Below are 19,157 nucleotides of genomic sequence, written 5' to 3'. Positions count from 1 at the left end.
AGGGGAGTAGGTTACGCAACTCCCACAACAGCATTTTTTCCTTTCCCCTACTCCCGTACTGCCCTACTCCCCTATTCCCTGCGAGCGAAGCGAGCACTTATGCCTTACGACCAGAAGAAAATCGTCGAAGCCCTGCGCGCCTTCGAGCGCGGCGAGATCGTCGTCGTTATGGACGATGACGGCCGCGAGAACGAGGGCGACCTGATCGTCGCCGCCGTCCATTGCACGCCGGAAAAGATGGCGTTCATCGTTCGCAACACGTCGGGCATCGTCTGCACGCCGATGCCGCGCGAGGAAGCAAAGCGGCTCAACCTGTCGCCGATGGTGGCCGACAATGATTCCGCCCACACCACTGCCTTCACTGTCAGCGTCGACTTCAAGCATGGTACCACGACCGGCATTTCGGCGGACGACCGCACGCTGACAGTGCGCAATCTCGCCAACGGCAATGTCGGCGCCTCCGATTTCGTCCGCCCCGGCCACATCTTTCCGCTGATCGCGCGTGAAGGCGGCGTGCTGATGCGTTCGGGCCATACCGAAGCCGCTGTCGACCTCTGCAAGCTCGCCGGCCTGCCGTCGGTCGGCGTCATTTCCGAGCTGGTCAATGATGACGGCACCGTTATGCGTGGCCCGCAGGTGCAGGCCTTCGCTGAAAAGCACGGGTTGAAGCAGATCTCGGTTGCCGACCTTATCGGCTACCGGCAACGCAAGGAAACGCTGGTCGAGCGCGTCGCCTGTTCGGACATCGAGACGCCCGGCGGCAAGGCACAGGTCTTCACGTACACGCTGCCCTGGGATTCCATGCATCACGTGGCGGTCGTCTTTGGCGATATCCGCGACGGCGTCGAGGTGCCGGTGCGCCTTCATTCCGAGGACGTGGTCAGCGACGTCTTCGGCACCAGCCACAGGCTGGACGCCATCATGAAGGCGATGGGCGAGCGCCAGCGCGGCGTCATCGTCTATCTGCGCGAAGGCTCGGTCGGCGTCGCCCATCAGGAGCGCAAGCGCCCGGCTCCCGGCGACCGCGAGGATCACGAAGAGGCTCGCCGCCGCGAAAACGAATGGCGCGAGATCGGCCTCGGCGCGCAAATCCTCAAGGATCTCGGCATTTCCTCGATAAACCTGATCGCCTCGCGCGAGCGCCATTATGTCGGCCTCGAAGGCTTTGGCATCCACATCGCCAAGACCGAGATTCTTTAGGCCATTCTCACGATGCTGGTATGCGTCCGGCCCCGCCTCGGGACCGGACGCGCCGGAAACTATTCCGCAGCGACCGCGGCTGCGTCGCATGCAGCCATGTCGCAGTCCGGCGCGACAAGGCTGCGCTGGCCGGCGAGCACGATGACCAGCGCGATTGTGCCCGATGCCACCGATACCCAGAACCCGTTCTGCGCGCCGAAAGCGTCCACCACCCAGCCGGCGGCGAACGAGCCGAGCGCCATGCCAATGCCGATGCCGGTCATCACCCAGGTCACGCCTTCGGTCAGCACCGCCTCGGGCACGCGCCGCTCGATCAGGCCGAATGCGGTGATGAAGGTCGGCGAAATCGCCACGCCGCTGACGAAGACGGCCAGTGCCAGCAGCGGCACGGTGTCGGCGACGAGCAGCGGCAGCGTGGTAAGCGCAATGATGGCCATTGCGACGGCAAGCTGAATTTGCAGCGGCACTTTCAGGTTCAGGGCGCCGATGATGATGCCGACGACGAACGATCCGAGCGCGTAAACGCCGATGACGAAGCTGGCGGCGCCCGGCTGGCCAAGCTCCTTGGTGATCGCCACCGTGCTCACCTCCGTGGTTGCGAAGGTCGCGCCGATGAAGATCAGGGCCAAGGTGATGATTTGGACCGGCCGCAGGCGGATTGCCGAGCCGCCTGAACCATGTTCCACCGGTCGGGCTCGCGGTTCGGTCGAGCGCTGCAGGATGAAGGCCGTCGAACCGAAGGCGAGGAACAACGTGCTCGCGAGCACTCCCGCTTCCGGGAAAAGCGCGACGCTCAGCCCTACCGACAGCGATGCGCCGGCGATGTAGACCAGTTCGTCCGCCGCCGACTCGAAGGCGAACGCCGTGTTCAACTCGGGGCGGTTGCGAAAAATCTCGGTCCAGCGTGCGCGCACCATTGCCGGGATGCTGGGCATGACGGCGGCGAGCAGCGCCGAGACGAATAGCGTCCATATCGGCCAATGCTGATTGGCCGCTGCAATCAGGATCGCGAAAGCGACCGTGGAAATCATGGTGGTCGGCACCACAATCCGCGTCTGGCCGAGGCGGTCCACCAGTCGCGATACCTGCGGGGCGACGAAAGCGTTGGCCAGCGCATATGTCGCGGAGACGGCACCGGCCAGCCAGTATTCGCCATCGGTCTGCGAGAGCATCGCGACGATCCCGATCGGAGCCATGGCCATCGGCAGCCGGGCAACGAAGCCGGCCGCGGCAAAGCCCTTGGCGCTGGGCGCGCGAAAGATCTGGGAATAGGGATTTTGCATGGTCTGGCTCCTCGACAACGGCCGGTTCGGCGATTACATACGTGGCGTATGAGATTAAATAGATCATACGCGGCGTATGTCAATTGGCATACGAGACGTATGTTAATAGGGCCAGAGCATGCATAGACCACGCAAGGAGATGATTGCCGAAACCCGCGCAAAGCTGATCGGGGCGGCGCGCCAGGCCTTCGGCACGCTCGGCTATGCCGAAGCCTCGATGGATGACTTCACGGCATCGGCCGGGCTGACGCGCGGTGCGCTCTATCATCACTTCGGCGACAAGAAGGGCCTACTCCAGGCGGTCATCGCCGAGATCGATGCCGAAATGTCGGCCCGGCTGAAGGTCGTTTCGGCCAAGCCGGACAATCTCTGGCAGGGCTTTGTCGACGAATGCACCGCCTATATCGAGATGGCGCTGGAGCCGGAGATCCAGCGTATCGTGCTTCGTGACGGGCCGGCGGTGCTCGGCGATCCATCGCAATGGCCAAGCCAGAGCACATGCATCCGCTCGATGACAGAGAGCCTGCAAAGACTGAGCGACGAGGGGACAATTCTCGCCGTCGATCCCGAAGCCGCGGCAAGGCTGGTCAGCGGCGCCTCGTTGCATGCGGCGCAGTGGATCGCAAATTCGAACGATCCCGAAGCGACGTCGAAGAAGGCAGTGAAGGCGTTCAAGGTTCTTCTGGAAGGGCTGCTCAATCGCACCGGCAAGCTGCCTAAGCCTGATCGATCGTCAGCGAAGCAGCCCCAGATTGACCGATCACCGGCCTGAGATCATTCTTTTCGCCGATCCCAGGCGGCTCGCGGTGGGTTCAGCCGACGCCGGTTGCCTAAACCCTGTTGAACATCGCCTCACCAGCGCGCGAAAACATGGCCAAAGCGGCGAGGCGCGCCTATATCGGGGCATGGTCACGAGACTTTACACCCACCCGATTTTCCTCGAGCACATAACACCGCCCGGTCATCCGGAGCGGCCGGACCGTTTGCGCGCCATAGAGCGTGTGCTTGACGACGAGGCCTTCGCGGCGCTCGATCGCGTCCAGGCGCCCGAAGGCGACGAGGCAACCATCCTCTACGCGCATCCGCCCGAATTCGTCGAACGTGTCCGCGCAGCGATACCGGACACCGGCATCGCCCGTATCGACGCCGATACCACCGCCAGCCCAAAGAGCTGGCAGGCGGCCGTGACCGCGATCGGCGCAGCCAACGCCGCGGTCGACGACGTCTTCACCGACCGTGCCGAAAACGTCTTCGTCGCCGCACGGCCGCCCGGCCATCATGCCGAAAAGACCACCTCCATGGGTTTTTGCCTGTTCAACACCGCCGCGATCGCGGCACGCTACGCGCAGAAGAACCATGGCGCCGACCGCGTCGCCGTCGTCGACTGGGATGTGCATCACGGCAACGGCACGCAGGACATTTTCTGGGACGATCCATCGGTGCTCTATTGCTCGACACACCAGATGCCGCTTTACCCGGGAACCGGGGCCGTGAGCGAAACCGGCGCCGGCAACATCGTCAACGCGCCGCTGGCGCCGCAGAGCGGCAGCGATAGTTTCCGCGACGCCTTTCTGTCGCGCATCCTGCCGGCGCTCGACAATTTTGCGCCCGACCTCATCATCATCTCCGCCGGTTTCGATGCCCACCACCGCGATCCGCTGGCCGAGATCAACCTGACTGAGGATGATTTCGACTGGGCGACCGGCCAGTTGCTCGAACGAGCCGGGCGCCATAGCCGCAACCGGCTCGTCAGCGTGCTCGAGGGCGGCTACGATCTGCAGGGATTGGCATTTTCAGTCGCCGCCCATGTCGGGCGGCTGATGAAGGGATAGACGATGGCTGGTGAGACCAACGAAGATGTCAAGGCGATGAGCTTCGAGCAGGCGCTCGAGGCGCTGGAGAGGATCGTCGACGATCTGGAGCGCGGCGACGTTCCGCTCGACCAGTCGATCCGCATCTACGAGCGCGGCGAGGCGCTGAAGGCGCATTGCGACCGGCTGCTGAAGGCGGCCGAGGACAAGGTCGAGAAAATCAGGCTGTCGCGTGACGGCAAGCCGGCGGGGACAGAGCCGTTGGACGCGGATTGAGGCGCGGCCTCGAACGACAATTTTGCTTACCGGCTTTGGACATCATCACGATTGAGGATAAAACTCATCCCGTTTGAAACGGCTCCAGGACGAGAGGAGATTGCGAACGATGTGCAGAAACATCAAAACCCTGTTCAATTTCGATCCGCCGGCAACCAATGACGAGGTCCGCGACGCCGCGCTTCAGTTCGTCCGCAAGCTGAGCGGAACGACGCGGCCGTCGAAACAGAACCAGCATGCGTTCGACCATGCCGTCGAGGCCATTGCCGCCTCGGCGCGCGAATTGCTCGACAGCCTCGAGACGACGCAGCATCCGCGCAATCGCGAAGAGGTGGCGGCCAAGGCGAAGGCCAAATCTGCACTTCGCTTCGCCTGAGGGGACCGCGTGAGCTTCTTTCCCGGAAACGATCCGCAGATGGGCGATGCCTTCGCCAGCGATCAGATCGAGCTGATGGTCATTCCGAACGCCAAGGATATTGGCGGATTTCAGGTTCGCCGCGCCTTGCCGACGGCCAGGCGCCGGCTGGTCGGACCCTTCATCTTCTTCGACCGCATGGGTCCAGCCGTTCTGCGAGCGGGCCAGGCGCTCGACGTGCGTCCGCACCCACATATCGGCCTGTCTACGGTGACTTACCTGTTCGACGGCAAGATCAGGCATCGCGATTCGCTCGGCACCGAGATGGTAATCCAGCCCGGCGACGTGAATTTGATGACCGCCGGCCGTGGCATCGTCCATTCGGAGCGCACGCCGGAAGAACTGCGCGGCGCGCCGATGTCGGTTTCCGGCCTGCAGACATGGCTGGCGCTGCCGGACGGCAAGGAAGAAGTCGCGCCGGTCTTCGAGAACACCGCGGCCCTGCGCCTGCCCGAAATCGATGCGGAGGGCGTTAGCGGCCGTGTGATCATCGGTGCGTTTTCCGGACTGCGCTCCCCGGTCGCCACCGCTTCGGACACGCTTTATGCCGATCTCAGGCTGGCGCCGGGTGCCAGCGTGAAAATCCCGGCCGATGCCGAGGAGCGCGCCATCTATACGCTGGAAGGCGAGGTTTCGATATCCGGTGACCGCTTCCCGGCCGAGCGGCTGCTGGTTTTCCGGCCCGGCGATGAGATCGTTGTCTCATCGGAACGCGGCGCCCATTTCATGCTGTTTGGCGGCGCCTCGCTCGGTTCGAAACGCTATATCTGGTGGAATTTCGTATCGTCCTCAAAGGAACGCATCGAGCAGGCGAAAGAAGAATGGAAGACAGGCCGCTTCGATATCGTTCCTGGAGACGAGCAAGAGTTCATCCCGCTGCCCGAAAGCTGATGCGCGTTACCGCCACATTTACATTCGCCGGCCAGCGGCATATTTCACGATGAACAGAAAATCTGACCAGGCTCGCAAACAGTGAACGCAAAGCCCGATACGCCGCTTCTCGACAAGGTCCGCGTCCCAGCCGATTTGCGCACGCTTGCCGAAGGCGACCTGCCGCAGCTGGCGTCAGAGCTTCGCGCCGAACTGATCGACGTCGTTTCCCACACCGGCGGCCACCTCGGCGCCGGCCTTGGCGTCGTCGAACTGACCGTCGCGCTGCACTACGTCTTCAACACGCCGGACGACCGGCTGATCTGGGACGTCGGCCACCAGGCCTATCCGCACAAGATCCTGACCGGCCGCCGCGACCGCATCCGCACGCTGCGGCAGGAGGGCGGCCTGTCCGGCTTCACGCGTCGCGTCGAGAGCGAATACGATCCGTTCGGCGCAGCCCACTCCTCGACCTCGATTTCAGCCGGCCTCGGCATGGCGATGGCGCGCGATCTGTCCGATGGCCGCAACAATGTCATTGCCGTCATCGGCGACGGCGCCATGTCGGCCGGCATGGCCTATGAGGCGATGAACAATGCCGGCGCACTCGATGCCCGGCTGATCGTCATCTTGAACGACAACGATATGTCGATCGCTCCGCCGACCGGCGCAATGAGCGCCTATCTGGCCCGTCTGGCGTCGGGCAAGACCTATCTGGGCTTGCGCGATTTCGGCAAGAAGCTGACGTCGTATCTCGGCGAGCGCGCCGATCGCGCCATCAAGCGAGCGGTCGAGCATGCGCGCGGTTACGTCACCGGCGGCACGTTGTTCGAGGAAATGGGGTTCTACCACATCGGCCCGATCGACGGTCACAACCTCGAGCACCTGATCCCGGTGCTGAAGAACGTCCGCGACAATGCCGACGGCCCGGTGCTGATCCACGTCGTGACCCAGAAGGGCAAGGGCTACGCCCCGGCCGAGGCGGCGGCCGACAAATATCATGGCGTCAACAAATTCGACGTCATCACCGGCGCCCAGGCCAAGGCGCCCGCCAATGCGCCGAGCTACACCAAGGTGTTTGCCGAAAGCCTGATCCAGGAGGCCCGAGAGGACGACCGCATCGTCGCCATCACCGCCGCCATGCCGAACGGCACCGGGCTTGACCTGTTCGGCGAAGCGTTTCCGGCGAGGACCTTCGATGTCGGCATCGCCGAGCAACATGCGGTGACCTTCGCCGCCGGCCTTGCCACGGAAGGCTTCAGGCCTTTCGCGGCGATCTACTCGACCTTCCTGCAGCGCGCCTACGACCAGGTCGTCCACGACGTGGCGATCCAGAAATTGCCGGTGCGCTTTCCGATCGATCGCGCCGGCTTCGTCGGCGCCGATGGTGCCACCCATTGCGGCGCCTTCGACACGACCTTCCTGGCGACGCTGCCCGGTTTCGTCGTCATGGCCGCGGCCGATGAGGCCGAGCTGCGCCACATGGTACGCACCGCTGCAAGCTACGATGACGGCCCGATCGCCTTCCGCTACCCGCGCGGTAACGGCGTTGGTGTCGAGATGCCGCAACGCGGCTCGGTATTGGAGATCGGCAAGGGCCGGATCGTCAGGGAAGGCACCAAGGTTGCGCTGCTTTCCTTCGGCACCAGGCTGCAGGATTGCCTGGCCGCGGCCGAGGAGCTTGGCGCGGCCGGGCTTTCGACCACGGTCGCCGATGCCCGTTTTGCCAAGCCGCTCGACGAGGACCTGATCCGGCGGCTGGCCCGTTCGCACGAGATACTGGTGACGGTGGAAGAGGGCGCGGTCGGCGGCTTCGCCAGCCATGTGCTGCAGTTCCTGGCCCATGAAGGGCTGCTGGAGAGCGGCCTGAAGGTGCGCCCGCTGGTGCTGCCCGATACATTTGTCGACCATGCCAAGCCGGAAAAGATGTATGCCGATGCCGGGCTGGACAGCGCCGGCATCGTGCGCACCGTGTTCGTGGCGCTGGGGCATACCGCGCAGGCCCAGCGCGCCTAGCTTTTAGACGCATTCCCGCGACGCCGACGCGATTCAACTTGGCTGCAAGATGCCAGTCTGAATCAAATTCTCAACTGCTTGAATCAAATTGCCGGCGAACAGTCGTAAGATGCTGTTTACGCTGCCGTTTGGTGATCTGCTTACCGTGTCCTTTGGCCGTTTTTCAACGCCGCCCTGCTAGAAGGCAACCAGGCAGCGGAAAGCAGAACAATGAGATCGCTTTTGGGCGGCATCGCGCTTGCGGCCATCTTCGTCTTGTCGGCTACAGCCGAAACGCGCTACGACCGCAAACTCGAAAAGGCGGTGATGGGCATCGTCGCCGGCAAGATCGGCGAGATCCGTGGCGGCTTTTCCTACAAGCAGGCGCCGCAATTTGTCGTCATGCCAGATACCTCGCCGAAGGCGTCCAGTTCCGCTGACCGACCGCGCACACAGGTGTCCGGCGACAGCAGCGACGATCTGACGCCGGCCGTCGAACGGCGGGTTTCGCGGACCATATTCTAAAGCATGATCCCGAAGAGACTCTAGAAACTAGAACCACATGTCCCGCACACAGCGACCATCTCTCGGCAAATCCTCGAATGTATCGAGACCCTCGAAATGGTCGATCGGGAGATCGGCGACGGCCTCGGGCGGCGCAAGCCTCACATTGACGGCGATGCGGTAGCGCCCAGCCGCCGCGGGATGCAAACCGCGCCAGGCCAGGACGCAAGCGCAGGTTGGGCAGAAGAGAATCTCAAGCGAAGGATGAGCCTTTCCGACGCGCCGATAGGCGCTTACGGGCCCGGCAAGGCGGATGCGTTCGTCGACATAGTCGTAAGCCCAGAGCGTGCCGTAGCGACGGCAAAGTGTGCAATTGCAGGCAGTGATCGAACCGGGATCGCCCTCCAGGGTCCAGTGGGCTGCGCCGCAGTGGCAGGTTCCCGTCAGCATGTTCCTCCTCCACGTTTCGACGGCTAAACGGCATCTCTTTCTTAGCATTGCGTCGGGTCTCGTGCGAGGCTCGACAAACAGCGCAGCGGCTTGATGCGCTCACCGCCTTTCCAACTATGCCTTGTCTGATCGCCAAATTCCTTGCCATCATCGTTGGCTTTCGCCATGAAGGCCGATGACTTCCCTTCCGCCAGCCAGCATACGCCAGCGGCTCGACGAATTGCTCGTCCAGCGCGGCCTGTTTGCCAGCCGCTCGCGTGCCCGCGACGCGGTCGAGCGCGGCACCGTGACGGTCGATGGCATCGTCGCCCTCAAGCCGGGCCAGGCCGTTCTGCTTGAGTGCAACATCGTCGTTGACGATCCGGCGCAAGGTTACGTGTCGCGCGCTGCACTGAAGCTGAAGGCTGGTCTCGACCATTTCGCCCTCGACCCCACCGGCAGCGAAGCGCTCGATGTCGGCGCCTCGACCGGCGGCTTCACGCAGGTGCTGCTCGAACGCGGCGCGGCGCATGTCACGGCGATCGATGTCGGGCACGGCCAGATGCACTCCAACATCGCCGGCGATCCGCGCGTGACGGTAATTGAAGGCCTGAATGCGCGCGAACTGTCGGCCGCCGATCTCGGCGGCCGTGTGCCGGATTTCATCGTCTCGGATGTCAGCTTCATATCGCTGAAACTGGCGCTGCCGCCGGCGCTTGCCTTGGCCAGGAATAGCGCAAAAGCTGTGTTTCTGGTCAAGCCGCAATTCGAGGCCGGCCGCGAGGCGATCGGCAAGGGCGGCCTGCTGAAGGACCCCTATGATGCGGCGCGCATTGCCGGCCTGATGCAGGACTGGCTCGATGCCATTCCCGGCTGGCGCTCGCTGGGGCTTCATCTGTCACCGATAGAGGGCGGCGACGGCAACCGCGAGTTCCTGCTCGGCGGCATCAAGGACGTCGAGACCCAGAAGCGATGAGCACCCGTTTCACGATCGCAAGGTTGGGCTCGCAGGGCGACGGCATCGCCGAGACAGAAACCGGCGAGGTTTTCATTCCGTTCGCGCTGCCGGGAGAGGTCGTCACCGCCGCGCGGGAGAAAGATCGCGCCACCTTGATGTCGGTCCTTGAGGCTTCGCCGTTGCGGGTCGATCCGCCGTGCCGGCATTTCGGCGCGTGCGGCGGCTGCGCCGTCCAGCATCTCGAGACTGAAGCCTATCACCGGTGGAAGCGCGAAAAGGTCGTGCATGCGCTGAAGAGCAAGGGCATCGCTTGCGATGTCGGGGCGCTGGTGCCGTGCGCGCCGCACACGCGCCGCCGCGTCGTCTTCACCGCCCGGCGGAGCGAGGCGGGAATGCAGTTCGGCTTCGTTCGCGCGCTGTCATCCGAGATCATCTCGATCGAGGAATGCCCGATCTCGCTGCCGCAGATCGTCGCTGCGCTCGACCGTTTGAGGATGCTTGCCGGACTGATCTGCACCACGACCAAATCGTTCCACATGGCGGTGACGGTGACCGGTTCCGGCCTCGATGTCGCGGTTCACGATTCCGGCAAGCTCGGCGAGAACCAGCGCCGCGTCGCTTCCAACTTCGTCATCGCCGAGCGGCTAGCCAGGCTGTCGGTCGACGGCGAGGTCATTATCGAACCAAACAAACCGGTCGTCCTGTTTGGTGGCGTCGCCGTCGCAGTGCCTCCGGGCGCTTTCCTGCAGGCGACCGAGGCTGCCGAACAGGCGATGGCCAACATTGTCGTCCAGCATTTCGCGCGCGCCAAAAAGGTCGCCGATCTCTTCGCCGGCTGCGGCAGCTTCGCGCTGCGCCTAGCCGCAAGATCGGAGGTTCATGCGGTGGAAGGCGATGCGGCAGCACTCGCGGCGCTCGACCGGGCATTCCGTTTCGCCAGCGGCCTGAAGCGGGTGACCGGCGAACGTCGCGACCTGTTCCGGAGGCCGCTCACATTCAAGGAGTTGAATGCCTTTGACGGCGTTGTCTTCGACCCGCCTCGCGCCGGCGCCGAGGACCAGTCGAAGCAGATCGCGCGCTCCGACGTGCCGCTCGTCGCCGCGGTGTCTTGCAATCCGGTAACGCTCGCGCGGGACCTACGCATCCTCATGGACGGCGGCTACGCCCTGAAGAGCGTGACGCCGATCGACCAGTTCCTGTGGTCGCCGCATGTCGAGGTCGTGGCGCTGTTGGAGAAGCCGAGACGAAGGCGCTAGCAGCCAGGGCCTGAAACGCGCACCAAAAAAGCACATTTTGAACGCACGTCGTTCAGACTGTGCTAGGGAATTGCCATGAGCACCGCAGCCTTCGAAATTTCGGCATGGCGCTTCGGCGAGGAGCGGGCGCCGTTTCTCTCGCCAAGGCGGGTCGCTGAACTGCTAGGGGTTAATATGACAGAACTGGCGGGGCTGACCGGTCTCGCGCGCAACACGCTTGCCGCCAAGTCCGGTGCGCGCAAGGTCGACGCTGCATTGAGTCCCATCGTCCGTATCCTGGCGATGGCCGGCGAGATGGCCGGTGATGAACATCGTGCGGCGATCTGGTTCAAGCATCAGCCGATCCCCGGTTGGGCCGGAAAGACCGCCTACGATCTGGTTCGCGAAGGCAAGACGGACAAGGTGCTTGCCTATCTGGAGGCAGTCCGCTCCGGCATCTATGCCTGAAACCAGGCTGACCCTGTGGCGCGCTTTTGTGCCGCGCTGGGCACATCTGCCGAGTGACGGCGCGGCCCGCTTCGGCGGCCGCTGGAATCCGATTGGCGCGCCGGCGATCTACGCCGCCCGGGAACTGTCCACGGCTTGGGCCGAGTACAATCAGGGTTTCGTCCAGCATCCGGCGCTGATTGCACAGTTGGAACTATCAGGCGCCCGGCTGGCCGACCTGACAGACGCCGATACGCTGGCGAAGCTTGGTGTAACGGCCGACATTCACCGATGCGAATGGCGCGACATGCTGGATAGAGGCTTTGTGCCCGAGACGCACCAGCTGAGAGACCGCTTGCTTGCCGACGGGCTGCACGGCGTGATCTACCCGTCCTTCATGTCGCCCGGCGGCACATGCGTCGCGCTGTGGCGCTGGAGCGAAAACGATGCTCCAGGTCTTGAAATCATCGATCCCGACCATCGCCTGCCGAAAACAGCGGCTTCATGGCTTTAGGGCAGTTCGAGCCGCGGCGAGCACACCCGCCTCCATCTCTTCCAACGTCTTCGGCCTGCCTTTGTGGGGCAGGGATCCAAACACGTCCTCTGGCCGCGTTAAAGGCAAGACTGGAACAGGCAGTACGACTTGATCGTCGGTCGAACTGGTGACTTCTAGCTTTTCTCCGGCAGCGGTCACAGTTCCTCTCCCGACATAACAAAGATGCTGATCGCGCGCTGAATTCAAGGCTGCATAGCCAGACGGTGCTAGCCTGCGCCTGAAAGGACGCGCTCGACGAAGGCGGGCACCACTTGTGTCGCCGGCCCTTCCATCTGCTCGTCGAAACGGGAGGCCCAGCCGGCGCATTTCAGATTGAGTTCGGCTGTTAGGGCTCCGGCCGCGCGTGCCTCCTCCACGAAACCTGCTGCCGGGTAGACACTCCCACTGGTGCCGATGGCCACGAACAGGTCGCAGCGCCTCAGCGCTTCGCCGATCTCCTCCATGCGGTAAGGCATTTCGCCGAACCAGACCACGTCAGGCCTCAATTGACCTTTTGCACCACACGCTGGACAGGCCGAATGGGCAGCGATGTCGTCAGCCCAGGTGCTGCTTTGCCCGCAGCTCAGGCAAAGGGCATGGCCCAGTTCTCCATGCATATGGATCAGTTTGCGCGAACCGGCGCGCTCATGCAGGTCGTCGATATTCTGCGTGACGACGAGGACGTCGCCTGGGAATTTCTGCTCGAGCTTGGCCAGCGCGGCGTGTGCCGCATTCGGCTCGACGCTGCCCATCTGCCGCCGGCGCATATTGTAGAAATCCTGCACCTTTACGGGGTCGCGCACAAAACCTTGCGGCGTGGCCACGTCCTGCAGGTCGTATTTCGCCCAGACCCCGTCGGGATCCCGGAACGTGGCGACGCCCGATTCCGCGGAAATGCCGGCGCCTGTCAGGATGACGATTTTGGCTTTGGACATGGTCGAAGACACCGGGCATTCGGAACATCATTTAGAAGGCGATGTTACCGGAACGCGCCAGCCGCATCAAACCCTGGTGCCGCCGACTGTCATTTGGTTCATCCTGAGATGCGGCTGGCCGACGCCGACCGGCACGCCCTGTCCGGCCTTGCCGCACATGCCGATGCCGGTGTCGAGCTTCATGTCGTTGCCGATCATCGCCACACGATGCATGGCATCCGGCCCGTTGCCGATCAGCATGGCGCCCTTGATCGGTTGCGTCACCTTGCCGTTCTCGATCATGTAGGCTTCGGTGCAGCCGAACACGAACTTGCCCGAAGTGATGTCGACCTGGCCGCCACCGAACGACACGGCATAGATGCCGTTCTTGACCGAGGCGATGATCTCGTCCGGCTCCATGTCGCCTGCTGTCATGTAGGTGTTGGTCATGCGCGGCATAGGCTCGTGCGCGTAACCTTGGCGTCGCCCGTTGCCGGTGGCTTTCATGTCCATCAGCCGGGCGTTCTGGCGGTCCTGCATGTAGCCGACCAGCTTGCCATCGTCGATCAGCACGTTATGGGCCGATGGCGTGCCCTCATCGTCGACGGTAAGCGAGCCACGCCGCTCGGGCATGGTGCCGTCATCAACGACGGTGACGCCTTTCGCTGCCACCTGCTGGCCAAGCAGGCCGGCGAAGGCCGACGTCTTCTTGCGGTTGAAATCGCCTTCCAGCCCGTGGCCGACGGCCTCGTGCAACATGACGCCCGGCCAGCCGCTCGACAGCACGATGTCGAAAGTGCCGGCAGGTGCTGGAACCGCTTCGAGATTGACCAGCGCTTGCCGCAATGCCTCCTTGGCCGCGTGCCGCCAGCTGTCCTCGATCAGGAATTCACCAAAATCCTTGCGGCCTCCCATGCCGTAGGAGCCGCTCTCCTGGCGGTCGCCGTCGCCGACCACCACCGACACGTTGATCCTGACCAGCGGACGGATGTCGCGCACCATCTGGCCGTCGGCGCGCACAATCTCGACATGCTGCCAGGAGGCGGCGAGCGACGCCGTCACCTGCCTGACGCGCGGATCCTCGGCCCGCAGCCATGCATCGATTTCCTGAAGCAGCTTGGCCTTGGCCTCGAAGGAAGGCGAGGGGATAGGGTTTCCGTCGCCGTAGAGATGGCGGTTGGTGCGGGCAGGCGCTGCGGCAAGCGTACCGGAATAGCCGCTCTTCACCGTCGAAACGGCATCGGCGGCGCGCAGCAACGAGGCTTCGGAGAGATCGCTGGAATGGGCGTAGCCGCTGGCTTCGCCGGCGACGGCGCGCAGGCCGAAACCCTGGTCGGTGTTGAAATTCGCGGTCTTCAGCTTGCCATTGTCGAACATCAGCGATTCGCTTTCGCTATATTCGAGAAACAGTTCGCCGTCGTCGGCGCCGTTAATAGTCTCGGCAACGATTTGCTTGATGCGATCGTCGGAAATGTCAAATTGGCCGATCAGGCTGTTCATGGCAGGTCCATTCGCAGGAGGATTGTTTCCCACGATGTAGGCGCGAAGGCCCGCACAGACAATCTGAAATGAGATTTGCCGTGACCTCGGCCGGTCAACATCACTGGATCATGCTACAAGACCCAGTCTCAAGGCAGGGCGGCGAAGCCGTCGGCGAAACCCTTGAGGTCGACGGGAATGCCGATGCCCTCTTCCGGCGTCTGGAAGACGATGAAGGTGGCGGACGTACCGGTCTTCAGCGTGTCGAGCAGCGGCTTTTCCAGGATGACCTCGGCATAGCAGCCGTCCTGGAAACAGCGCACGAAATAGGCGCGGCCGATATCCTTGCCGTCGACATTGAGGCCGAGGCCGTTGGGCAACAGCACGCCGAGCGGCGCCAGCACACGCAGGATTTCGGCCTTGTTGTCGGCTGTGCGCAGCACGACAACGGAAAGACCCATTTCCGGACGGTCCTCGGCGACGACGTTCTGCATCATCACGCATTGTTCGGATGTAGCACCGGCGGGCGTATCGCAGATGATCGACCACGCCCCATGCGTTGACTTCACCGTGCCGCTTGGCTGCGCGGCATTGGCCAGGCCGGCGCCGGACAAGGCTATTGCGGCGGCAACAAAGATGACCTTCGCCAAGGTTCTCGAAAGCCAAGGGTTCATGACGGCTCCATTGCGAATCACGGCACTTTAAGCCGCACTAAACCCAAGTAAAGGACGAGACCCCAGCGATCTGCCCCGACACAGGCGACAATGCGCTTTTCAGTGCCAATTTCGCCCTAATTGCGACGGCTCCGCACGCCGCGCGGCTCATTCTACCCGGATGCCGCTCCGGTGATTCGCGGCAAGCAGTCACCGCACGAAGCCACAGCCGCGCTTGCGCGCAAAAATGCCGCACGGGTTCCGGCGCTCCTTTCTTGCGGAGGCAAATAGAGTATGGTTTGAACCAGCCTTGAATTGTCCGGGATTCCCGTCCCGGCATTGTTCGACATTCTTGCGGTCCGATCGCGAGGAACTGGGAGATGACGAGGGCGATGAGAAAATTCCTGGCAACCGCCAAAATCGTAGCTAGTGCCGCCGCCACGTTGTTTGCCGCTGCATCCGCTCATGCAGCCCAGCCCCAACCTTGGGAAACCAGTTTTCAGCCTCCGGCAACCGACATTATGCGGCAGATCGAGTGGTTCGGGAACTACTCTTTCGCGTTCATCATTGTGATCACCGCCTTGGTGCTTTTCCTGATCGCCTACTGCATTTTGCGGTTCCGGGCGAGCGTCAACCCGACGCCGTCGCGCACCAGCCACAACACGCTGATCGAGGTCATCTGGACTGTCGGTCCCGTGGTCATCCTGCTCTGTCTCGCCATTCCCTCGTTCCAGCTGCTGACCGCGCAATACACGCCGCCGGAAGAAGCCAAGCTGACCGTCAAGGCGACCGGCAATCAGTGGAACTGGGACTACGAATACCAGGTCGACAACACGCTTTCCTTTAATTCCGCGATCCTTCAGGATGCCGACAGGGCTGCTGCCGGCAAGGAAGATCGCGCCGAGTATCCGCGCCTGCTCGCCGTCGACAATGAGATGGTGGTGCCGGTCAGCACCATGACCCGCGTGCTGGTGACGGCGACCGACGTCATTCACGCCTTTGCCATGCCGTCCTTCGGCATCAAGACCGACGCGGTGCCGGGCCGCATCAACGAGGTCTGGTTCAAGGCCGACAAGGAAGGCCTCTATTACGGCCAGTGCTCGGAACTCTGCGGCAAGGACCACGCCTTCATGCCGATCGCCATTCGCGTCGTCTCCGATGCACAATACAAGACCTGGCTGGCGGCAGCCAAAACCGACCTTCCCGGCGCCAACAAGGCGCTGATGGCCGAGGTCGATGGCACGAACAAGGTAGCGGCCGCCGGCAATTGATGCCGCGACCAGAAAAGATTCAGGGAACGGAGCCGACCATGGCGCACGCTGCAGCTCACGACGACCACGACCACAAGCCGTATCATGGCTGGGTCCGGTGGGTGTATTCGACCAACCACAAGGACATCGGTACGCTTTATCTGATCTTCGCGATCATGGCGGGCTGCATCGGTGGCGCCTTGTCGGTCGTCATGCGCATGGAATTGCAGGAGCCGGGCATCCAGATATTCACTGGCCTGGCGCAGATGGTCTACGGCATGAATGGCGACGCCGCCATCGACGGGGGCAAGAGCATGTACAATGCTTTCACCACCGCGCATGCGCTGATCATGATCTTCTTCATGGTGATGCCGGCGCTGATCGGCGGCTTTGCCAACTGGATGGTGCCGATCATGATCGGCGCGCCGGATATGGCCTTCCCGCGCATGAACAACGTCTCGTTCTGGCTGCTGCCGCCGGCTTTCATCCTGCTGATTTTCTCGGCCTTCGTTCCGAGTGCGCCCGGCGCCTACGGCGTCGGCGGCGGCTGGACGCTTTATCCGCCTCTGTCGACATCGGGCCAGCCCGGACCGGCCATGGACCTGGCGATCCTGTCAATCCACATCGCCGGCGCCTCCTCGATTCTTGGCGCCATCAACTTCATCACCACCATCTTCAACATGCGCGCGCCCGGCATGACCATGCACAAGATGCCGCTGTTCGCCTGGTCTGTGCTGATTACCGCCTTCCTGCTGCTTCTGTCGTTGCCGGTGCTGGCCGGCGGCATCACCATGCTTTTGACCGACCGCAATTTCGGCACCACCTTCTTCGCCCCGGACGGCGGCGGCGATCCGATCCTGTTCCAGCACCTGTTCTGGTTCTTCGGCCATCCGGAGGTCTACATCCTGATCCTGCCGGGTTTCGGTATCATCAGCCATATCATCTCGACCTTTTCGAGGAAGCCGGTGTTTGGCTATCTCGGCATGGCCTATGCGATGGTTGCCATCGGCGCGGTGGGCTTCATCGTCTGGGCCCACCACATGTACACGACGGGCCTATCGCTCGACACCCAGCGCTATTTCGTCTTCGCCACCATGGTCATCGCGGTGCCGACGGGTGTGAAGATCTTCTCGTGGATCGCCACTATGTGGGGCGGGTCGATTTCGCTCAAGACCCCGATGCTGTGGGCGATCGGCTTCATCTTCCTGTTCACTGTTGGCGGCGTCACCGGCGTGCAGCTGGCCAATGCCGGCCTCGACCGCCCGCTGCACGACACCTATTTCGTGGTCGCGCACTTCCACTACGTGCTGTCGCTGGGCGCGGTCTTCGCGATCTTCGCCGGCTGGTACTACTGGTTCCCGAAGATGACCGGCTACATGTATTCGCCGGTGATCGCCAACACCCACTTCTGGGTCACTTTCGTCGGCGTCAACCTGGTCTTTTTCCCGCAGCACTTCCTCGGTCTCTCCGGTATGCCGCGTCGTTATATCGACTATCCGGATGCCTTCGCCGGCTGGAATATGGTGTCGTCCTACGGCTCGTACATCTCGGCTGTCGGCGTCGTCATCTTCCTGTTCGGCGTCTTCGAGGCGTTCCAGAAGAAGCGGGTCGCCGGCGCCAATCCTTGGGGCGAGGGTGCGACCACGCTGGAATGGCAGCTGCCTTCGCCGCCGCCGTTCCACCAGTGGGAACAGTTGCCGAAGATCAAATAGGCGGTTGCCTCCTTAATACGGAACCGCCGGCCGGCCGGCGGTTTTGGCCAACGGAATGATGGACTTTAAGTACGCATGGCCCTTGCCGAAGACAGACTGATTGACGAGCCGGGCTTCCGCATGTCGGAAGCGACGGCGGGCGATTTCTTCGCCCTGCTGAAGCCGCGCGTCATGTCGCTGGTGGTGTTCACTGCGTTTGTCGGCATGGTCGCCGCCCCGGTGACCATCAATCCGCTGCTGGCGGTGATCGCGATCCTGGCTATTGCCATCGGCGCCGGCGCCTCCGGTGCGCTCAACATGTGGTATGACGCAGACATCGATGCGGTGATGACGCGCACCGCCGGCCGTCCCGTGCCGGCCGGCCGCATCCGGCCAGGCGAGGCATTGAGTTTCGGGCTGGTGCTGTCGGTTCTGTCGGTGATGACGCTCGGCGTGCTGGTCAACTGGTTGGCAGCATCGCTTCTGGCCTTCACCATCTTTTTCTATGCGGTCATCTATACGATGTGGCTGAAGCGCTGGACGCCGCAGAACATCGTCATCGGCGGGGCTGCCGGTGCCATTCCGCCGGTCATAGGCTGGGCGGCGGTAACCGGATCGGTCAGCCTCGAAAGCTTGGTGCTGTTCCTGGTCATCTTCCTGTGGACGCCGCCACATTTCTGGGCGCTCGCGCTGTTCAAGTCGGAGGACTATGCGAAGGCAGGCATTCCGATGATGCCGAATGTCGCCGGCCAGGCCTCGACCAGACGCCAGATCTTTGCCTATGCGCTGGTCCTCGCGCCGGTTGGCGTGCTGCCCTGGGTTCTCGGGTTCACCACGCCGGTCTATGGCATCGTTGCATTGCTGCTCGGCGCCGGCTTCGTCTGGTATGCGTGGAAGGTGCTGCAAATGGCCGATGACGACCGGGCGATGAAGCCGGCCAAGGCCTTGTTCGGCTATTCGCTGCTCTATCTCTTCGCCATCTTCGCCGCCTACCTTGGCGATTGCGTCGTCGCGCGCGCGCTGACCATCGGTGGAGCATGAGCATGATCGAAAAGAAGCTTGAACTGGTCACGCTGACCGAACGTCAGCAGAAGGCCCGCCGCAATCGATCGGCCGCAATCGGTTTCGCGCTGGCGGCGCTGGTCGTCATATTCTACGTCGCGACCATCGTGAAATTTGGTCACAGCCTCACCGGCTCGATGTGAGCTGAAC

At 62.9% G+C, this 19,157-nt stretch carries 21 protein-coding genes; 16 read left to right on the top strand and 5 right to left on the bottom strand.

Annotated elements, in window-relative coordinates:
- Nucleotides 1-99 precede the first annotated feature (99 nt).
- Nucleotides 100-1,200, top strand: coding sequence for a 3,4-dihydroxy-2-butanone-4-phosphate synthase (gene ribB / locus NKI16_RS11220; RefSeq protein WP_352839527.1), 1,101 nt, complete (start codon nt 100-102; stop codon nt 1,198-1,200).
- Nucleotides 1,201-1,259: 59 nt separating this feature from the next.
- On the opposite strand, the gene NKI16_RS11215 is transcribed toward ribB, so the two are convergent.
- Nucleotides 1,260-2,483, bottom strand: a complete 1,224-nt coding sequence (locus NKI16_RS11215) for an MFS transporter (protein WP_352922748.1) — start codon at nt 2,481-2,483, stop codon at nt 1,260-1,262.
- Between the two features lie 118 nt (nt 2,484-2,601).
- Here NKI16_RS11215 and NKI16_RS11210 point away from each other — a divergent pair, with 118 nt between their 5' ends.
- The 7 genes from NKI16_RS11210 to NKI16_RS11180 all read left to right on the top strand — a co-directional run bounded on the left by NKI16_RS11210 (nt 2,602) and on the right by NKI16_RS11180 (nt 8,375).
- Entirely contained in the window at nt 2,602-3,255 is a 654-nt protein-coding gene (locus NKI16_RS11210; RefSeq protein ID WP_352615266.1) for a TetR/AcrR family transcriptional regulator, read from the top strand.
- 133 nt (nt 3,256-3,388) lie between these two features.
- Entirely contained in the window at nt 3,389-4,315 is a 927-nt protein-coding gene (locus NKI16_RS11205) for a histone deacetylase family protein (protein WP_352456880.1), read from the top strand.
- 3 nt (nt 4,316-4,318) lie between these two features.
- A complete protein-coding gene (locus NKI16_RS11200; protein WP_352593338.1) occupies nt 4,319-4,570 on the top strand; it encodes an exodeoxyribonuclease VII small subunit in 252 nt (83 codons plus the stop codon).
- Nucleotides 4,571-4,679: 109 nt separating this feature from the next.
- Nucleotides 4,680-4,946, top strand: a complete 267-nt coding sequence (locus NKI16_RS11195; RefSeq protein WP_023716908.1) for a DUF2277 domain-containing protein — start codon at nt 4,680-4,682, stop codon at nt 4,944-4,946.
- 9 nt (nt 4,947-4,955) lie between these two features.
- Nucleotides 4,956-5,876 carry a pirin family protein gene (locus NKI16_RS11190; protein WP_023674119.1) on the top strand — a complete coding sequence of 307 codons (921 nt, stop codon included), beginning with the start codon at nt 4,956-4,958 and terminating at the stop codon, nt 5,874-5,876.
- 81 nt (nt 5,877-5,957) lie between these two features.
- Nucleotides 5,958-7,871, top strand: a complete 1,914-nt coding sequence (gene dxs / locus NKI16_RS11185) for a 1-deoxy-D-xylulose-5-phosphate synthase (protein ID WP_352635342.1) — start codon at nt 5,958-5,960, stop codon at nt 7,869-7,871.
- A gap of 210 nt (nt 7,872-8,081) precedes the next feature.
- Nucleotides 8,082-8,375, top strand: a complete 294-nt coding sequence (locus tag NKI16_RS11180; protein ID WP_352922745.1) for a hypothetical protein — start codon at nt 8,082-8,084, stop codon at nt 8,373-8,375.
- A gap of 27 nt (nt 8,376-8,402) precedes the next feature.
- On the opposite strand, the gene NKI16_RS11175 is transcribed toward NKI16_RS11180, so the two are convergent.
- A complete protein-coding gene (locus tag NKI16_RS11175; protein WP_352839517.1) occupies nt 8,403-8,804 on the bottom strand; it encodes a GFA family protein in 402 nt (133 codons plus the stop codon).
- Between the two features lie 175 nt (nt 8,805-8,979).
- Between NKI16_RS11175 and NKI16_RS11170 the strand changes: the two genes are divergently transcribed.
- The 4 genes from NKI16_RS11170 to NKI16_RS11155 all read left to right on the top strand — a co-directional run bounded on the left by NKI16_RS11170 (nt 8,980) and on the right by NKI16_RS11155 (nt 11,937).
- Nucleotides 8,980-9,759: a TlyA family RNA methyltransferase gene (locus NKI16_RS11170; protein WP_352635338.1), complete on the top strand. Its 780-nt coding sequence runs from the start codon at nt 8,980-8,982 to the stop codon at nt 9,757-9,759.
- Nucleotides 9,756-10,997, top strand: coding sequence for a class I SAM-dependent RNA methyltransferase (locus NKI16_RS11165; protein WP_352578614.1), 1,242 nt, complete (start codon nt 9,756-9,758; stop codon nt 10,995-10,997). Before NKI16_RS11170 ends, NKI16_RS11165 begins: the two co-directional genes overlap by 4 nt.
- 75 nt (nt 10,998-11,072) lie before the next feature.
- A complete protein-coding gene (locus tag NKI16_RS11160) occupies nt 11,073-11,444 on the top strand; it encodes an antitoxin Xre/MbcA/ParS toxin-binding domain-containing protein (protein ID WP_352578613.1) in 372 nt (123 codons plus the stop codon).
- The gene (locus NKI16_RS11155; RefSeq protein ID WP_502897587.1) at nt 11,410-11,937 is read left to right on the top strand and encodes an RES family NAD+ phosphorylase; all 528 of its coding nucleotides are present in this window, start codon (nt 11,410-11,412) and stop codon (nt 11,935-11,937) included. Before NKI16_RS11160 ends, NKI16_RS11155 begins: the two co-directional genes overlap by 35 nt.
- 248 nt (nt 11,938-12,185) lie before the next feature.
- On the opposite strand, the gene NKI16_RS11150 is transcribed toward NKI16_RS11155, so the two are convergent.
- The 3 genes from NKI16_RS11150 to NKI16_RS11140 all read right to left on the bottom strand — a co-directional run bounded on the left by NKI16_RS11150 (nt 12,186) and on the right by NKI16_RS11140 (nt 15,025).
- Nucleotides 12,186-12,893 carry an NAD-dependent deacylase gene (locus NKI16_RS11150; protein ID WP_352635330.1) on the bottom strand — a complete coding sequence of 236 codons (708 nt, stop codon included), beginning with the start codon at nt 12,891-12,893 and terminating at the stop codon, nt 12,186-12,188.
- 66 nt (nt 12,894-12,959) lie between these two features.
- Nucleotides 12,960-14,372 carry a metalloprotease TldD gene (gene tldD / locus NKI16_RS11145; protein ID WP_352839511.1) on the bottom strand — a complete coding sequence of 471 codons (1,413 nt, stop codon included), beginning with the start codon at nt 14,370-14,372 and terminating at the stop codon, nt 12,960-12,962.
- A gap of 128 nt (nt 14,373-14,500) precedes the next feature.
- Nucleotides 14,501-15,025: an invasion associated locus B family protein gene (locus NKI16_RS11140; RefSeq protein ID WP_023674131.1), complete on the bottom strand. Its 525-nt coding sequence runs from the start codon at nt 15,023-15,025 to the stop codon at nt 14,501-14,503.
- A gap of 371 nt (nt 15,026-15,396) precedes the next feature.
- On the opposite strand from NKI16_RS11140, the gene coxB reads away from it, so the two are divergent.
- From coxB to NKI16_RS11120, 4 genes are all read left to right on the top strand, one after another.
- Nucleotides 15,397-16,275, top strand: coding sequence for a cytochrome c oxidase subunit II (coxB, locus tag NKI16_RS11135; protein WP_352456886.1), 879 nt, complete (start codon nt 15,397-15,399; stop codon nt 16,273-16,275).
- Nucleotides 16,276-16,313: 38 nt separating this feature from the next.
- Nucleotides 16,314-17,966, top strand: a complete 1,653-nt coding sequence (ctaD, locus tag NKI16_RS11130; protein WP_031211058.1) for a cytochrome c oxidase subunit I — start codon at nt 16,314-16,316, stop codon at nt 17,964-17,966.
- A 75-nt stretch (nt 17,967-18,041) separates the two neighbouring features.
- Complete coding sequence (locus NKI16_RS11125; protein WP_352449885.1) at nt 18,042-18,986, top strand: heme o synthase; 945 nt, start codon at nt 18,042-18,044, stop codon at nt 18,984-18,986.
- Nucleotides 18,983-19,150 (top strand): cytochrome c oxidase system small membrane protein, encoded by a 168-nt coding sequence (locus NKI16_RS11120; RefSeq protein ID WP_502896658.1) that lies wholly within the window; start codon nt 18,983-18,985, stop codon nt 19,148-19,150. Before NKI16_RS11125 ends, NKI16_RS11120 begins: the two co-directional genes overlap by 4 nt.
- Nucleotides 19,151-19,157: the final 7 nt, after the last annotated feature.

The sequence above is a fragment of the Mesorhizobium sp. M0698 genome, from assembly GCF_040320455.1.
GTDB lineage: Bacteria > Pseudomonadota > Alphaproteobacteria > Rhizobiales > Rhizobiaceae > Mesorhizobium.
This window is presented reverse-complemented; position numbering and strand designations above follow the sequence as displayed.

Excerpts from the sequence above, each read along its gene's own strand:
- ribB (WP_352839527.1), top strand. The coding sequence starts at position 100 with ATGCCTTACGACCAGAAGAAAATCGTCGAAGCCCTGCGCGCCTTCGAG.
- NKI16_RS11215 (WP_352922748.1), bottom strand. The coding sequence starts at position 2,483 with ATGCAAAATCCCTATTCCCAGATCTTTCGCGCGCCCAGCGCCAAGGGC.
- NKI16_RS11210 (WP_352615266.1), top strand. The coding sequence starts at position 2,602 with ATGCATAGACCACGCAAGGAGATGATTGCCGAAACCCGCGCAAAGCTG.
- NKI16_RS11205 (WP_352456880.1), top strand. The coding sequence starts at position 3,389 with ATGGTCACGAGACTTTACACCCACCCGATTTTCCTCGAGCACATAACA.
- NKI16_RS11200 (WP_352593338.1), top strand. The coding sequence starts at position 4,319 with ATGGCTGGTGAGACCAACGAAGATGTCAAGGCGATGAGCTTCGAGCAG.
- NKI16_RS11195 (WP_023716908.1), top strand. The coding sequence starts at position 4,680 with ATGTGCAGAAACATCAAAACCCTGTTCAATTTCGATCCGCCGGCAACC.
- NKI16_RS11180 (WP_352922745.1), top strand. The coding sequence starts at position 8,082 with ATGAGATCGCTTTTGGGCGGCATCGCGCTTGCGGCCATCTTCGTCTTG.
- NKI16_RS11175 (WP_352839517.1), bottom strand. The coding sequence starts at position 8,804 with ATGCTGACGGGAACCTGCCACTGCGGCGCAGCCCACTGGACCCTGGAG.
- NKI16_RS11170 (WP_352635338.1), top strand. The coding sequence starts at position 8,980 with ATGACTTCCCTTCCGCCAGCCAGCATACGCCAGCGGCTCGACGAATTG.
- NKI16_RS11165 (WP_352578614.1), top strand. The coding sequence starts at position 9,756 with ATGAGCACCCGTTTCACGATCGCAAGGTTGGGCTCGCAGGGCGACGGC.
- NKI16_RS11160 (WP_352578613.1), top strand. The coding sequence starts at position 11,073 with ATGAGCACCGCAGCCTTCGAAATTTCGGCATGGCGCTTCGGCGAGGAG.
- NKI16_RS11150 (WP_352635330.1), bottom strand. The coding sequence starts at position 12,893 with ATGTCCAAAGCCAAAATCGTCATCCTGACAGGCGCCGGCATTTCCGCG.
- tldD (WP_352839511.1), bottom strand. The coding sequence starts at position 14,372 with ATGAACAGCCTGATCGGCCAATTTGACATTTCCGACGATCGCATCAAG.
- NKI16_RS11140 (WP_023674131.1), bottom strand. The coding sequence starts at position 15,025 with ATGAACCCTTGGCTTTCGAGAACCTTGGCGAAGGTCATCTTTGTTGCC.
- coxB (WP_352456886.1), top strand. The coding sequence starts at position 15,397 with ATGAGAAAATTCCTGGCAACCGCCAAAATCGTAGCTAGTGCCGCCGCC.
- ctaD (WP_031211058.1), top strand. The coding sequence starts at position 16,314 with ATGGCGCACGCTGCAGCTCACGACGACCACGACCACAAGCCGTATCAT.
- NKI16_RS11125 (WP_352449885.1), top strand. The coding sequence starts at position 18,042 with ATGGCCCTTGCCGAAGACAGACTGATTGACGAGCCGGGCTTCCGCATG.
- NKI16_RS11120 (WP_502896658.1), top strand. The coding sequence starts at position 18,983 with ATGAGCATGATCGAAAAGAAGCTTGAACTGGTCACGCTGACCGAACGT.